Annotated in this window: 13 protein-coding genes; 9 read left to right on the plus strand and 4 right to left on the minus strand. The window is 54.9% G+C overall.

The window, feature by feature from the left end; all coding sequences use genetic code 11:
- Positions 1-70: 70 nt before the first annotated feature.
- On the minus strand, positions 71-253 hold the full coding sequence (locus tag DAQ1742_RS15425) for a 4-oxalocrotonate tautomerase (RefSeq protein WP_071604059.1): 183 nt from the start codon (positions 251-253) through the stop codon (positions 71-73).
- Positions 254-389: 136 nt separating this feature from the next.
- Between DAQ1742_RS15425 and DAQ1742_RS15430 the strand changes: the two genes are divergently transcribed.
- Entirely contained in the window at positions 390-1,280 is an 891-nt protein-coding gene (locus DAQ1742_RS15430) for a LysR family transcriptional regulator (protein WP_232046522.1), read from the plus strand.
- A gap of 61 nt (positions 1,281-1,341) precedes the next feature.
- On the opposite strand, the gene DAQ1742_RS15435 is transcribed toward DAQ1742_RS15430, so the two are convergent.
- Positions 1,342-2,688: an MATE family efflux transporter gene (locus DAQ1742_RS15435; RefSeq protein ID WP_232046523.1), complete on the minus strand. Its 1,347-nt coding sequence runs from the start codon at positions 2,686-2,688 to the stop codon at positions 1,342-1,344.
- A 101-nt stretch (positions 2,689-2,789) separates the two neighbouring features.
- Positions 2,790-4,271: an efflux transporter outer membrane subunit gene (locus tag DAQ1742_RS15440; protein ID WP_035340260.1), complete on the minus strand. Its 1,482-nt coding sequence runs from the start codon at positions 4,269-4,271 to the stop codon at positions 2,790-2,792.
- 123 nt (positions 4,272-4,394) lie between these two features.
- On the opposite strand from DAQ1742_RS15440, the gene DAQ1742_RS15445 reads away from it, so the two are divergent.
- The 8 genes from DAQ1742_RS15445 (at position 4,395) to DAQ1742_RS15480 (ending at position 13,454) form a co-directional block, all read left to right on the plus strand.
- Positions 4,395-5,012, plus strand: coding sequence for a TetR/AcrR family transcriptional regulator (locus DAQ1742_RS15445; RefSeq protein WP_035340258.1), 618 nt, complete (start codon positions 4,395-4,397; stop codon positions 5,010-5,012).
- 95 nt (positions 5,013-5,107) lie between these two features.
- Positions 5,108-6,223: an efflux RND transporter periplasmic adaptor subunit gene (locus tag DAQ1742_RS15450; RefSeq protein WP_067486623.1), complete on the plus strand. Its 1,116-nt coding sequence runs from the start codon at positions 5,108-5,110 to the stop codon at positions 6,221-6,223.
- Positions 6,220-9,285, plus strand: a complete 3,066-nt coding sequence (locus tag DAQ1742_RS15455; RefSeq protein ID WP_035340254.1) for an efflux RND transporter permease subunit — start codon at positions 6,220-6,222, stop codon at positions 9,283-9,285. The genes DAQ1742_RS15450 and DAQ1742_RS15455 overlap by 4 nt, the downstream gene beginning before the upstream one ends.
- Before the next feature lie 39 nt (positions 9,286-9,324).
- Complete coding sequence (locus DAQ1742_RS15460) at positions 9,325-10,131, plus strand: oxidoreductase (RefSeq protein ID WP_035340251.1); 807 nt, start codon at positions 9,325-9,327, stop codon at positions 10,129-10,131.
- 45 nt (positions 10,132-10,176) lie between these two features.
- Positions 10,177-11,463, plus strand: coding sequence for a beta-ketoacyl-ACP synthase II (gene fabF, locus DAQ1742_RS15465; protein WP_035340249.1), 1,287 nt, complete (start codon positions 10,177-10,179; stop codon positions 11,461-11,463).
- A 10-nt stretch (positions 11,464-11,473) separates the two neighbouring features.
- The gene (locus tag DAQ1742_RS15470) at positions 11,474-11,623 is read left to right on the plus strand and encodes a hypothetical protein (protein WP_158513806.1); all 150 of its coding nucleotides are present in this window, start codon (positions 11,474-11,476) and stop codon (positions 11,621-11,623) included.
- 533 nt (positions 11,624-12,156) lie between these two features.
- Positions 12,157-12,738, plus strand: a complete 582-nt coding sequence (locus DAQ1742_RS15475) for a type 2 periplasmic-binding domain-containing protein (RefSeq protein ID WP_067486620.1) — start codon at positions 12,157-12,159, stop codon at positions 12,736-12,738.
- Between the two features lie 44 nt (positions 12,739-12,782).
- Positions 12,783-13,454 carry a cupin domain-containing protein gene (locus DAQ1742_RS15480; protein ID WP_035340247.1) on the plus strand — a complete coding sequence of 224 codons (672 nt, stop codon included), beginning with the start codon at positions 12,783-12,785 and terminating at the stop codon, positions 13,452-13,454.
- 122 nt (positions 13,455-13,576) lie between these two features.
- Here the strand turns inward: DAQ1742_RS15480 and solL are convergent, their stop codons facing one another.
- Positions 13,577-14,992: a solanimycin export family MATE transporter SolL gene (gene solL / locus DAQ1742_RS15485; RefSeq protein ID WP_035340245.1), complete on the minus strand. Its 1,416-nt coding sequence runs from the start codon at positions 14,990-14,992 to the stop codon at positions 13,577-13,579.
- Between the last annotated feature and the right edge of the window lie 75 nt (positions 14,993-15,067).

The following is a 15,067-nucleotide window of genomic DNA, read 5'->3' on the forward strand; positions in this document are numbered from 1 at the left end:
TAAAGCGAACCCATTGATTAGCCAACACGGCAATCAAATGCTGGCTATCAATATTTATCTGTGCGGGAGGCTAATTTGTTGGTAGTTCTCCCCCTTTTGCCCAATGGGTTTTTGGTATCTCAATAATCATCACATCAACACTCTCCGGTTTACATTTTAAGGTTTCAACCGCAACGTTAGTCACTTCGCGTACAAAATTGTGTTTTTGTTCATCAGTCCGACCTGGCTGCATTTCTAAACGTAGGATTGGCATGTTTACCCTTATTTATCAGGACACCCGATTGAGCATCGACAAACTTATCTTTACTTAAACAGGCATAATGATAAATATGTAAAAGGTTAATTGAATTAAAACCTCTAGGTTCTTAATGATGGATAAGTTTGCCGGAATGGAGATGTTTGTCAGGGTGGTTGAATGCGGTAGTTTTACGGCTGCTGCTGATATCAGCGGCGTATCAACAACCATGGTTGCCAAGCAAATTCGTGCGATTGAACAAAGGCTTGGTGCTCGTTTACTGCATCGAACAACGCGATGGCAACAGATGACGGAGGTCGGGCAACTCTACTTTGATCGCTGTCGAAGAGTGTTGGCTGAAGTGTCGCTTGCCGAAAATAGTGCAATGGAATTACAGGCAACGCCCAAAGGTTTGATTCGCATGATTTCACCTGTCAGTTTTGGCAGCCAGCGCTTAGTACCAGAACTGAGTGTGTATATGTCAAGAAACCCAGAAGTCGATATTATGTTAACGTTGGATAACCGGGTTTCAAATTTAATTGACGGGAATTACGAGCTGGGTATTCGGATTGGTGAAGTCAATCAGCCCGGTGTCGTCGCCAGGCCGCTGCGTCCCTATCGCCGGATATTGGCCGCATCGCCAGACTATATCAAGCAACACGGTGTGCCAGAGCACCCAAGTCAACTGACTCACCACAGTTGTCTGGGGATATCTTATTGGTTACATCAGTACCGCTGGGATCTGATCGGGCCTGATGGCGAAGTGTTTCAGGCTTTTGTTAACGGTCGTTTTATGTCTAATCAAGGTAATGCACTCAGGATTGCCGCACTTAATGGCTGCGGCATTGTCCTGCAACCTGAATCGATTTTGATGGAAGATATATCTCAAGGTCGGCTAGTACAGGTGCTCCCTGACTGGTCATATAAACCAACACCGATGTACCTGATTTATCATCAGGATAGCCGACCCTCAATAAAATTACGCAGTGCGATCGATTTTCTCATCCAACGCTTTGGTTCTGACCAGCACCGTAATGCTGATTAAACGTCCATCACTCTCTCTTACACTTTCAGCATACTCAGGATGAGCGGTGGTAACGACGCGTTCAGTTTCCCGATTGCACAACAGCCTCTCGCCCAGCGATAACGCTGGCTACCAGCGTCATCGCACCATAAACACACGCGCTCAGCGCGACAATCCTGAACAGCGATGGCAACTCAGCACCAAATTGTGTCACCGCCAGCCACCCGGCAAAGGCGGCAATGAGCATGCGAGCGGTTCCGGCAAGGACCGGCCAGAGTACGCGTTTCGCGCCCTGACCGGCAAAGTAGAGCGCCATGCCAACGCCAATAGCGCCATAGAACGGTGCCACGTTTTGCAGGTAGCTTGTGCCCGCAGCCAGAATCGATGGATCGTCACTAAATAGCGTCAGCCAACTGTGTGGATATATGGCTACGCCAAGCCCGATGATCTCTGTAAACGCAAACGCAACCGCGGCCCCTGCCCAGGCGATACGTTGTGCACGTTGCACTTGCCCCGCACCAAGATTGACTCCCACCATGGTCATGATGGCCGTGCCAAGACCAAACAGCAGGGGAATTTGCAGATAATCCAGCCTTGAGGCAATGCCATACCCGGCAATCGCATCAGACCCAAAGCGGCCGACGACAGCAGTCACGATGGCAACCGTCAGATTGATTTGCACCGTGCCAATGGCCGAGAGTAAACCCACGCCAAGAATATCTTTAAACAATCGTGCGCTTAGCGGCGTCATCAATAGCCTGATAACACTGTTCGCCGAGCGCATGTGCCTGACCAGCAATAAGGCAGAAAAAACGTAATAGATAAGGATCGCCATACCCGCCCCGGCGACGCCAAATGACGGTACAGGCCCCCACCCCAGTATCAGCACGGGGGATAACGGCAGCAGCATGACGCCCCCGAGCAACGTAATACGCGCCGGTGTTTTCGTATCGCCCACCCCACGTAGTGCAGCCGACAGCAATGCCACCAGCCACACCAGTGGCGCACCGGCAAATACCAAAGCGGAATAGGTCAAGGCCGCCGCAAGTGCAGGCCCGTTAACACCCATCATGTGATATAGCGCCTCACCAGCGATGAGCAAAGCAGCGGCAAAAGCCACGCCCATCACAGCCGCAATAATCACACCGTGCCACACCAGCGCCTGAGCATCCTGCCATCGACCCGCGCCGGATGCCCGAGCCACAGCCGAAGACAAACCGCCGCCGATGCCGCCATTCGCCATCATCTGCATCAGCATTAACACCGGAAAGACAACGGCTACGCCAGCCAGCACATCGGCACCCAGCGAACTCACAAAATAGGTTTCTATTACGCCCACCAGCGTCTGCACCACCAGCACAGCAACCGTCGGCAGTGCCAGACGCAGCATGACGGTCAGGATTGGCCCGGACAACATAGCCGTGGTCAAGGGTCTTATGGGTGGCCCGTGGGGCCGATTTACATTCGTTGATAGCGTCGTCATTATGCAGGCTCAATATTCAGTGTTATTTATCAGGTGATGAATCCGTGTTAAACGCCATGACTGGCGGGCGTGACGGGTGATGTCGCGCCCGAGTCACCGGGTTGCCAGCCGCCGCCAAGCGCTTTAAAAACTGCTACCGCAGCGCGGGCAGATTCGGTTTGCGCCTGTAGGCGCGCATCAGAGGCCCGCAGCACATTGTCATCGGCTTGCAGCACCTCTATCAGGCTGACGGTGCCTTGCTGATAGGCGGCAAACGCGACATCACGCGCCCGGCTTAACGCATTCACCCCTTGCGTCAGCACATCAGCCTGCGCTTCCCGGTTGACCCGTGCCGAGACAGCATTTTCTACATCTTCCGTGGCATGCAGTACCGCCAGTCGATACGCCGCCAGCCTCTCTGCCTGCTGACCTTTGGCCTGATTAATCTGCGCATTGATGCGGCCAAAATCGAACAGCCGCCAGCGCAGCCCTGCCACACCGGCCGATTGACTGGCCCCACCGCTGAACACATTGTTACCGGACGCCGTCGTCGCGCTGCCGAGCAACCCGCTGAGAGAAAATTTGGGGTAATACTCCGCCATCGCAACGCCGATACCGGCGCTGGAGGCCGCTAATTGGCGCTCGGCCACAATCAGGTCTGGTCTGCGCCGGAGCAATTCGCCCGGTGAGCCGGTCGCAGTGAGTTGCGGCGCGACGGGGATGGCGCTGGCCTCAGCCAGCACAGCACGGTGTGTGCCAGGCGCTGAGCCCAGCATCACATCCAGTGCATTCATCGCCGCATCCAGCGCGGTCTGTAACTCCGGCACGGATGCCTGCACCTGCGCCAGTGCGCCTTCGGCCTGCCTTACCTGAAGTTCCGCCGCCAATCCTTTGTCATACAAGCGGTTGATGGTCGAGAGCAATTCCTGCTGCGTCTGAATCTGTCGGCGGGCAACGCTCAGGCGAGCCTGTAACCCACGGATCGTGATATAGATGTCAGCAGTCTGTGCCGCCACGGCCAGACGCGTTGCCACAGCCCCCGCCTCAGATGCCTGATACTCGGCGAGTGCGGCTTCGCGCCCACGGCGTAATCCGCCGAACACGTCCAGTTCCCAGCTCACGCCGAGGTTCGCCTCGTAAGCATTGCCGTAGCGATCAAAACCGGGTGTCGAATTCAGTGCTTTCCCCAACGGAGTCTCGACAGACTGGTAAGCCCGGCTCGCCTGAGCAGAAAGCGTGCCGGAAGGCAGCAGTGCGGCCCATGCGGCCCCAAGCCCGGCACGGGCCTGCCCGACGCGAGCGGAAGCTTGTGCGAGAGAGAGATTCTGTTGCAGCGCCTGCGTAACAAATCGGGTTAATTGCGGATCGCCAAATCTCGCCCACCACGTCAGAAGCCCGGCATGATCAGTTGCATGTCGTTGATTAACGTCCGCCTGACCAAGGTATTTTTCCTGCATGGGTAGCGTCGGCCGGGTGTAGTCAGGGCCGACCGCGCAGCCGGTTAACAGACCGGCCAAGGTAAGGACGATGAAGGGGGGCTTAGATAACATATTTTTTCCCATAGAGACACAGCGACGAGTTGTGACCATATTACAAATTAGTCACTCATTGTCAATGAGCAGGTCAGCGGGTAAACTGCCTGCTATGTATTACGTCAGGGGTAAATTCAGACGATGAGTAAGGAAAATCCTTATCCCGTGTCGAACCGGGGCCCGGCCGACCATGATGTACGCGATCAGATAGTGAGTGCAGCAACCGAGCACTTCAGCCGCTATGGCTATGAAAAAACAACGGTGTCTGACCTCGCTAAATCGATCGGCTTCTCGAAGGCTTACATTTACAAGTTCTTCTCCTCCAAGCAGGTCATTGGTGAGATGATTTGCGCCAACTGCCTGAGAAAGATAGAGGCTGAAGTGCGTGCCGCCATCGACGAAGCTGACCGGCCGCCGGAAAAATTGCGGCGGATGTTTAAAGCCATCATCGAATCAAGCCTGCGGTTATTTTTTCAGGACAGGAAGCTGTATGAAATAGCCGCGTCTTCGGCCCGCGAACGCTGGCAATCGGCGATAGCCTACGAGGAGCGTATTCAGGCGCTGTTGCAGGAGATCTTGCTGGCGGGCCGACAAAGCGGGGATTTTGAACGCAAAACGCCGCTTGATGAAGCGACGGCTGCGATTTACCTCGTCATGCGTCCTTACCTCAATCCGCTGATGTTACAGCACAGTTTTGATTACACCGGGGAAGCGCCAGCGCAGTTGTCCAGCCTGGTTCTGCGCAGCCTGTCGCCCTAGCGCGGCGGTAACGGCACCATTAAGTGACTATTGACTAAATTGGTCACATGATTAAAGATAAGTCTCCTGATTAATCCATCAAGGGGACTCATCTTATGGCTCGTCGCCGCCTCCTTTCATTTGCAGTCATCTGCGCATTGCCGCTTGCCCTGGCCGCTTGCGGTGAAAAAGCACCATCCGATCCACGTACTCAGGCACCGCTGGTGCGTACCGCAATCATTCAGGAGGCGGGCATTGAATCACTCTCTTTCACGGGCACCGTGGCTGCCAGAATCGAGAGCGATTTAGGGTTTCGAGTCTCCGGCAAGGTGCTGGAGCGGTTGGTGGATACCGGGCAAGCGGTCAAACGTGGGCAACCCCTGATGCGCCTTGATCCTGTCGATTTGGAACTTGCCGCGCGAGCCCAGCAAGAGGCGGTATCCGCCGCCCGGGCACGGGCGCAGCAAACCGCTGAAGACGAAGCGCGCTATCGCGGTCTGCGGGGAACCGGTGCAATATCAGCCTCTGCCTATGACCAGGTAAAAGCGGCGGCAGATGCGGCAAAAGCCCAGCTCAGTGCCGCACAAGCCCAGGCCGAGGTGGCCCATAATGCCAGCCGCTACGCGGTTCTGCTCGCCGATGGCGATGGCATCGTCATGGAGACGCTGGCGGAGCCAGGTCAGGTAGTGAATGCCGGGCAAACCGTGGTTCGTCTGGCTCAGGCCGGGCAGCGTGAAGCGGTTATCCAGTTACCGGAAACATTGCGCCCGGCGCTCGGTTCAACAGGGCTGGCAACGCGCTTTGGCAAAGAAGACACTCGTATTCCGGCCACACTCCGGCAACTGTCCAATACCGCAGACAGGCTGACACGCACATTTGAGGCGCGCTATGTGCTGCAAGGGGAGTTGGCCAACGCACCGCTGGGCACCACGGTGACCATCCAGATCCCAAAAGAACAGCGCGCCGCGCAAGAGAGCACGCTGGTGCCTCTGGCTGCACTGTTTGATGCCGGTAAAGGGCCTGGCGTGTGGGTCATTCACGGCGAACCGGCCACGGTAGCCTGGCGAGCGGTCGCCATTCAGAATGTGGGAGACGACACCGCGCGCGTCACCGGACAGATAAAGCCAGGTGAACAGATAGTCGCCCTGGGTGTGCACCTGTTGCATGAGGGGGAGCCTGTTCGGGTCGCGGAGATAGCGTCCAAGAGTGCTGTAGCAGGAGGTCGTCCGTGAGCGAAAGCCGTTTCAACCTGTCAGCGCTCGCCGTACGTGAGCGCGCCATCACGCTGTTTCTGATTTTCCTTATCTCCGTTGCCGGTATTCTGGCGTTTTTTCAGCTCGGACGTGCGGAAGACCCGCCGTTTACTATCAAACAGATGACGGTCATCACCGCCTGGCCGGGCGCAACGGCACAGGAGATGCAAGAGCAGGTTGCCGAACCGCTGGAAAAGCGCATGCAGGAACTGCGCTGGTACGATCGTACGGAAACCTACACCCGGCCCGGTCTGGCCTTCACGATGGTTTCCCTGCTCGACAGCACCCCGCCGTCGCAAGTACAGGAAGAGTTTTATCAAGCCCGTAAGAAGATTGGGGACGAGGCGAGGAAATTGCCTGCGGGCGTCATCGGCCCAATGGTCAACGACGAATATGCGGATGTGACATTCGCGCTGTTTGCGCTGAAAGCCAAAGGCGAGCCACAGCGCCTGCTGGTACGTGATGCAGAAGGGCTGCGCCAGCAGCTACTGCACGTTGCCGGGGTGAAGAAAGTCAATATCATCGGGGAGCAACCCGAGCGGATTTTCGTCTCTTTCTCCCATGACCGGCTGGCTACGCTGGGCATGACCCCACAGGACATCTTCGCTGCACTCAACAACCAGAACGTGCTGACCCCAGCGGGCTCCATTGAAACCAAAGGGCCGCAGGTCTTCGTGCGCGTGGATGGCGCGTTCGATAATCTGGAGAAAATCCGGCAAACCCCTGTTATGGCACAAGGCCGGACGCTGAAGTTATCGGATGTGGCGACCGTTGAGCGTGGTTATGAAGACCCCGCGACCTTTCTGGTACGCAACAACGGCGAACCCGCGCTGTTACTGGGCGTTGTGATGCGCGATGACTGGAACGGGCTGGCTCTTGGCAAGGCGCTTGAAGCGGAAGTCATCCACATCAATGCGACTCTGCCTCTGGGCATGACGCTGACCAAAGTGACCGATCAGGCGGTTAACATCAGTTCAGCGGTAGACGAATTCATGATCAAGTTCTTCGTCGCCCTGCTTGTCGTGATGATTGTGTGCTTTGTCAGCATGGGCTGGCGGGTCGGTATCGTGGTTGCCGCCGCGGTACCGCTGACGCTGGCGGCCGTGTTCATCATCATGGCGGCTACCGGCAAGAACTTTGACCGTATTACGCTCGGCTCGCTGATTCTGGCGCTGGGTCTGCTGGTGGATGACGCTATCATCGCCATCGAAATGATGGTGGTGAAAATGGAAGAGGGCTACAGCCGCATCAAAGCATCCGCCTATGCCTGGAGCCACACCGCCGCCCCAATGCTCTCCGGCACGCTGGTGACCGCCATCGGCTTTATGCCCAATGGCTTTGCCCGCTCTACGGCAGGCGAATACACCAGTAACATGTTCTGGATTGTCGGCATCGCGCTCATTGCCTCATGGGTGGTGGCCGTGGCGTTTACCCCTTATCTGGGGGTGAAGATGCTGCCGGAAATCAAGCAAGTGCAAGGCGGGCATGATGCCATCTACAACACCCGCCACTACAACCGCTTTCGGCGAGTGCTGGAGTTCGTTATTGCCCGCAAGTGGCTGGTCGCGAGCACGGTAATCAGCCTGTTCGTGGTGTCAGTGCTTGGCATGTCCGTGGTGAAAAAGCAGTTCTTCCCGACCTCTGACCGCCCGGAAGTGCTGGTTGAAGTACAAATGCCCTATGGCACCGCCATTGGGCAAACCAGCAACGCCACCGCGAAGGTCGAGGCCTGGCTGGCAAAACAGCCAGAAGCCCGTATCGTAACGGCCTATATCGGCCAGGGCGCGCCGCGTTTCTTTCTGGCAATGGCACCTGAATTACCCGATCCGTCGTTTGCCAAAATCGTGGTACTGGCAGGCAATGACAAAGAGCGCGACGCCCTCAAATTGAAATTGCGCGAGGCGGTGGCCGGGGGACTGGCACCCGAGGCACAAGTACGCGTGACTCAGATTGTGTTCGGCCCGCCTTCGCCGTTTCCTGTGGCCTACCGTATCACCGGGCCAGACCCGGACACGCTGCGTACCATCGCCGATGACGTCAGGGCGGTGATGCATGCCAGCCCGATGATGCGCACCGTCAACACCGACTGGGGGCCGCGCGTACCGACCTTACATTTCACCCTTAATCAGGACCGGTTACAGGCGGTGGGGCTGACCTCCAGTTCGGTGTCCTTACAGTTGCAGTTCCTGCTCAGCGGCGTACCGATTACCGAGGTGCGCGAGGATATTCGTTCGGTGCAGGTGGCAGGCCGCGCGGCGGGTGACATCCGTCTTGATCCGGCAAAAATCGCCGACTTTACCCTGGTCGGTACGGCAGGGCAGCGCATTTCGCTGTCTCAGGTCGGCACGGTCGATGTGCGCATGGAAGACCCCATCCTGCGACGCCGCGACCGCACGCCAACCATCACGGTGCGCGGCGACATCGCCGACGGGCTGCAACCGCCGGACGTTTCCACCGCTATCATGACGCAGTTGCAACCTGTCATCGCGCGTCTGCCGGCAGGCTACCACATAGAACAGGCAGGCTCGATCGAAGAATCAGCCAAGGCGACCAAAGCCATGCTGCCGCTTTTCCCTATCATGATAGCCCTCACGCTGCTCATCATCATTTTGCAGGTGCGCTCGATTGCGGCGATGGTGATGGTGTTCGCCACCAGCCCGCTGGGGTTGATAGGCGTGGTGCCGACCCTGCTGCTTTTCCAGCAGCCGTTTGGCATCAACGCGCTGGTTGGCCTGATCGCGTTATCGGGGATTTTGATGCGCAACACGCTGATCCTGATTGGGCAAATTCATCACAACGAACAGGCCGGGTTAGACCCGTTCCGGGCGGTCGTCGAGGCCACCGTGCAGCGGGCCAGACCGGTTATCCTGACAGCGCTGGCGGCGATTCTGGCGTTCATCCCGCTCACCCATTCGGTGTTTTGGGGAACGCTGGCTTACACGCTGATTGGCGGCACGCTGGCCGGAACTGTCCTGACGCTGGTGTTCCTGCCCGCCATGTATGCCATCTGGTTCAAAATCAAGGTGACCCGTCACCCTTGAGCCATTTGACACTATTCATCTGATTTAAGAGGACTTGTGATGTCAAAACCCAACGTTGTCGTCGTCACCGGTGTGTCGTCAGGTATAGGACGTGCCGTAGCAAAAGCCTTTGCCAGCCAGGGCTGCGTGGTCTTCGGCACCGTGCGCAACCTTAATACGGCCAGCCCGTTGCCCGGCGTGGCGCTTATCGAAATGGATGTGCGCGAGGATGATTCGGTACTGCGTGGTATTCAGTCTATCGTTGAACGTGCTCAACGCATTGATGTGCTTATTAATAATGCAGGAACAAGCCTGATCGGCGCAGTAGAAGAAACGTCACCGGCAGAGGCCCACGCCCTGTTTGATACCAACGTGTTCAGTATTTTACGCACCGTACAGGCGGTGCTGCCGCAGATGCGGGCGCAGGGTCGCGGGCGGATAGTCAATGTCAGTTCGGTGCTCGGTTTCCTGCCAGCGCCTTATATGGGGTTGTATTCCGCCTCCAAGCACGCCGTGGAAGGGCTAACCGAAAGTCTGGATCACGAAGTACGCCAGTTTGGTATTCGCGTCACGCTGGTTGAGCCCTCTTTCACCCGAACCAATCTGGATATCAATGCCCCGCAGACCAGCGCCAGAATCGACAGTTACGATCGTGAGCGGGAGCTGGCCTCGCATGCGATAGTCAACAGCGTGAAAAACGCCCCTGACCCACAAGGAGTCGTGGCCACGATTATCGATGCCGCGCTGGGGCCGTGGCAGATGCGCCGCACACCGTCAGGGCAGGCCTCGTTGTTGCGCAAACTGCGCCGCTTCATGCCTGCCGGGCCGGTTGATGCCAGTTTACGTAAAACCTTCGGGCTCAATTAACCATCGGGTTAGCCGCCTAATCAGTCTGTTAGAGGTAAAGATGCCATGAGTACGGGAAACTCGATACGAATCGTAGTAACAGGAACCGGTATTGTCGGGCCACTGGGTTGTGACAGCGACATCGTGTGGTCCCGTCTGCTGGCCGGGCAATCGGGGATTCGCACACTGCCTGCCGAATTTACCGAGGGAACCGGGGTATTGATTGGCGGGCAGGTGCCAGACCGTCACAACGATCCGCAGGCGGGCTATAGCGCAGAGGACATTGTTGCGCCCAAAGAACGTAAGAAAATGGATCGTTTCATTGAGTTTGCGTTAACGGCAGCAAAAGAGGCGCTCTCTCAGGCGGGATGGATGCCAGACGAAGAGTACCAGCGGCAGCGTACGGCCACCATCATTGCTTCTGGCGTCGGCGGATTTGGGGCCATCGCCGAGGCGGTGCGCACGACCGACACACGCGGGCCGCGTCGGCTGTCGCCGTTTACCGCTCCGTCCTTTCTTGCCAACATGGCGGCAGGCAATGTGTCTATCGCGTATGGTTTCAAAGGGCCGCTCGGCGCACCGGTGACAGCCTGCGCCGCCGGTGTGCAGGCTATTGGCGATGCGGCACGGTTAATACGCAGCGGTGAAGCAGACATCGCCCTGTGCGGTGGCACCGAAGCCGCGCTACACCGCACCACCCTCGGGAGCTTTGCCGCGGCACGGGCACTCTCAACCGCCTTCAACGACAGGCCAGAGCAGGCTTCTCGCCCGTTTGACAGAGATAGAGACGGATTTGTCATGGCCGAAGGCGCAGGCCTGCTGGTCATCGAATCCCTTGAGCATGCGTTGGCACGCGGCGCACACCCGCTGGCGGAACTGGTCGGTTATGGTACCAGCGCCGATGCCTACCATTTAACTGCGGGCCCGGAAGATGGCGAGGGCGCTCAACGTGCTATACAACAGGCACTATCGCAGGCAGGCATCACCCCCGACGATGTTCAGCACATCAACGCACATGCCACCTCGACGCAGGTTGGCGATCGCGCAGAGCTGAGTGCGATTCGCGCTGTCTTCGGTGCCCAATCCCGCGTCGCGATTACCTCAACCAAGTCCGGCACCGGACATTTACTGGGGGCGGCGGGCGGCATTGAAGCGATCTTCACCGTGCTGGCGCTGCGCGATCAAATTGTGCCCCCGACCCTCAACCTCCATCACCCGGATGCCTTAGCCAGTGGCCTGAATCTGGTGGCTGCGCACGCACGAACCATGCCGATACAGTACGCGCTGTCGAACGGGTTTGGCTTCGGCGGCGTCAATGCCAGTGTGCTGTTTCGCCGCTGGCAGGCGGATTGAAGAATGTGAATTGAAAAACAGCGGTAAAGCGGTCATCCAGCAGGCACCATCAGGTCTGATGCGCTCAAGACTGCATGGCCTGACTTCGTTGGTGTTCACCGGTCTCGACAGCGCCCCGAAAGCCGCTGTCGAGGCCTTTGCCGATGCGGATCAGGGATAGGCAGGGTAGTGCCGCTATTTTAGAAAAATCGGGATAACCGGGCATACGCACATGAGGTAAAACGGGATTTCTCCCGGCCTGAAAAACCGCCCCACCCCATTTATTGAGGTATTTAACAGCCGCCTGCGAGATGAATAGCGCAATATTCACGGGTTGCTGTCAGAGACGATGCACGGACGAAACGCGATCGCTGGCGCGGGGAATACCATCGTCAAAGAACATCCTCACCATCAAAGAACACTCTCATTATCAAAGAACGCCCTCATTATCAAAGAACACACTCATCATTAAATTGATATAACCCCGGATTAATTTATCTGGCGTCAGATAAAAGACGAAGATTTCTGATTTAGCACGGTATTGGTTTTGAGAGAAGGTCACTTACAATTACAAATAATAAATTACAACTACGAGACTTAATTAATTGTTAAAATTCCATCATTGACTTAATAGATTAACAATGATAGTGATTTCATGCTATTAGGTTTATAAATCATGCTTACATTACTGTCTCATGGAAGGGATCTATTATCATGCTTATTGTCAGCGATCGGATTAATAGCATTCGTGATTTACACATCCGCCTTGGTACACTCGGCCCGGCAGGAACAAGTAGTGAATATGTCGCTAAGAAATTCATAAAAAATCATTTGGAAAGCAATAATACGAAATGTGAAATAACGCTCTATGACACTTTCGAAGAAGCCAAAGAAAAACTGCTTGATGGTTCAATAAATTATATCATTTGCCCTCATGCTTATAAAAAAATAAATGATTTTTATATGCATCCGCTTATCTCTCTGATAGAAATATTTCAATGTGACACACCGATGTATGGCGTCGCGGTAAGACAAGATTATTTATTTGAAAACAAAGATTTAGAGGAACAGGTCATAGTAAGTCATTCCGCACCTCTGGAATTAGTCACTAATTATCTGGGAAAAAAAACACATTTTCATCTCGTCAACTCCACCAGCAAGGCGGCGGAATTGATTTCTAATGGTGAGTTCAATTTAGCGATCACCAATGAAGAGGCCGTGAAAAAATTTGGTCTGAAATTTGTGTATGAGTTTAAAAAAATTTCAATGAGCTGGTCACTCTTTGGCAGAGTATAAATTCGCCACCATTTATTAACGAATAACCCGAAAGGATGCTACATATGAAAAAGGAATTTTTTCCTGAACCCACCCTGATTGAATGGGAAAATGGCATACGCCAATATAGTACACGCCGTGGCGATACCGAGATTTTAATCAGCTATATCCCACCGAAAACAAGGGTACAAGTCCATAGCCATCAGCAAGCCCAAATTGGCATGATCCTCAAAGGCGAGCTTTACATGAGGGTTGGCGACGAATCCAGGGTTATGTCTGCCCTGGAATCCATTTATGTTTCACCACCAGATATATTACATGGCGGTGAAAACAGGACTGATGAGGAAGTGGTGGCCATCGATATTAAAAGGTTCAAAGAAGGTGAAGATTATTCTTTAGCGAATCGGTTTTTTAAGACCCTACATAAAGAAGAAAAATTAATGGATGTTATGGATGCTCAATTCTTTCACGCCAATTGGGCGCAGATAATGTTAGTCAACATACCTTGTAATGGCGGGATGATGCCAGAGCACAGCCATAAGCAGGAACAAATAGGGGTCTGTCTTGATGGCGAATATAACATGACCATTGAAGGTATGAATACGACCATGACCTTTGGCAAATCATACTTTTGCCTTGAAAATGAACTTCATAGCGCCGTAAATAATAGCGATGAAAATGCGAAGGTAATCAATATCTTTATCCCGCCACGTTACAATAACGCAGCAACCGCGTGAAAAGTCTTGCAAGAAAAGCGAGAAGCATACCGACATCCTCCCTGCGGCGGTGATGTCCCCATGCAATGCGTACCGGTAGTTTCACACCGGCCGGGCATGACGCGCGGTATGCTCTTCGGCTATCAGACAGTATCGGGTTGTTTTTGCGCAGTAGCACCCGGCGAATGCATTAACCTTGAGCGTTGCCAGTCAATACGCTCAAAGAACATGATTGTCAGCGCCGCCATGAGCAGGTTAGTGATGGGAAACGCCCACCACAAACCGGACACGCCAAGCGACGTATAGTGAGATAACCCCCACGCCAGCGGAATTTGAATCAGCCACTGCGAAACCAGCGCCAGCGTCATTGTCGTCATGGTGCGCCCTGTGGCGCGAAACGCGCCGTTTAACGCCATCTGCAAGCCAATTAACCCATAGCTGGGGGCAATCAGGTGGAAGAAATGCGTTCCGTGAATAATCACCATCGGCAGGTCGGGGGCAAACGTGCCGATGATATAAGGGCTAAACACAACCCCCAGCAGGCCAATGGCGGTCAGTATCAGAAACGAAATCGCACCACTGAGCCGGCCAATCGCCCGCGCGCGTTCAGATTGTCCGGCCCCGACATTTTGTCCCACCAGCGTCGCGGTGGCAATTGACATCCCTATCGCGGGCACAATCACCAGCGCATTGATATTAATCACCACACCGTATGCGGCGGTAACGTCGGTGCCAAGGCTGGTCACCAGTGTCATCATGCCGCTCGCGCCCAGAGCGTGTGCACAGAGCTCAATGGAGGCGGGCATGCCTAAGCGAACAACGGATTTCACCCTCTCCATTTTGGGTTTCATTGCCCGAAAAGAGATCTTAAGGCCCACGCGACCCAAGCGTAATACCAGTAACCCCGCCACCATCGCAATGCCCTGATTTATCACCGTGGCGATCGCCGCCCCGGCTACGCCAAAGGCAGGAATCATGCCGTAACCGAAGATAAACAGCGGATCCATGATGGCATTGAGAATCAGCGTACCCAGCGTAATCAATAACGGAATACGTACCTCGCCTGCGCCTCTCATCAACGACTGCAACATGGAAAAACCAAAGGTAAATACCATGCCGCTGATGATGACGCGCAAAAAGCCGAGCGCGTAGGGAAACACCTCATTCTGCGTACCCAGCGCGTGTAACATCCAGGGGGCGAAGACATACCCCGCCACCGTAACCGGGATGGCAAACAGCAGCGACAGCGTAAACACCTGGGCGGCAATATCGTTTGCCCGCTGATATAAGCGAGCGCCGATACATTGTGCCACCAGCGTCGTGCCCGCCACACTCAGCCCAATCCCTAAAGCAAACGCCAGGAAGATGATGGGCTGACTCACCGATATCGCCGCCACGGCTTTGTCCCCCAAACGCCCGACCCAGAATGCATCAATCATGATGTATCCTGACTGTAAAAGATTGGCCAAAATAACCGGCACACCTATTTTGGCCAGTGAGCGTAATATCGAGCCTTGTAATAAGGCATTGGATTTTTCATTATCGATTTCAGGTGACAAGAGTTGATCCCTTAATGTCTGTAGTAATGGGAAACCGACCGTGATGTAAACAGTAAATATCGATGAACCTTCTCA

Origin of the sequence: Dickeya aquatica (assembly GCF_900095885.1) — a bacterium.
GTDB lineage: Bacteria > Pseudomonadota > Gammaproteobacteria > Enterobacterales > Enterobacteriaceae > Dickeya > Dickeya aquatica.

Bases quoted from the DNA above. Each gene is read 5' to 3' on its own strand.
- DAQ1742_RS15425 (WP_071604059.1), bottom strand. From the start codon at position 253: ATGCCAATCCTACGTTTAGAAATGCAGCCAGGTCGGACTGATGAACAA.
- DAQ1742_RS15430 (WP_232046522.1), top strand. From the start codon at position 390: ATGGAGATGTTTGTCAGGGTGGTTGAATGCGGTAGTTTTACGGCTGCT.
- DAQ1742_RS15440 (WP_035340260.1), bottom strand. From the start codon at position 4,271: ATGTTATCTAAGCCCCCCTTCATCGTCCTTACCTTGGCCGGTCTGTTA.
- DAQ1742_RS15445 (WP_035340258.1), top strand. From the start codon at position 4,395: ATGAGTAAGGAAAATCCTTATCCCGTGTCGAACCGGGGCCCGGCCGAC.
- DAQ1742_RS15450 (WP_067486623.1), top strand. From the start codon at position 5,108: ATGGCTCGTCGCCGCCTCCTTTCATTTGCAGTCATCTGCGCATTGCCG.
- DAQ1742_RS15460 (WP_035340251.1), top strand. From the start codon at position 9,325: ATGTCAAAACCCAACGTTGTCGTCGTCACCGGTGTGTCGTCAGGTATA.
- fabF (WP_035340249.1), top strand. From the start codon at position 10,177: ATGAGTACGGGAAACTCGATACGAATCGTAGTAACAGGAACCGGTATT.
- DAQ1742_RS15475 (WP_067486620.1), top strand. From the start codon at position 12,157: ATGCTTATTGTCAGCGATCGGATTAATAGCATTCGTGATTTACACATC.
- DAQ1742_RS15480 (WP_035340247.1), top strand. From the start codon at position 12,783: ATGAAAAAGGAATTTTTTCCTGAACCCACCCTGATTGAATGGGAAAAT.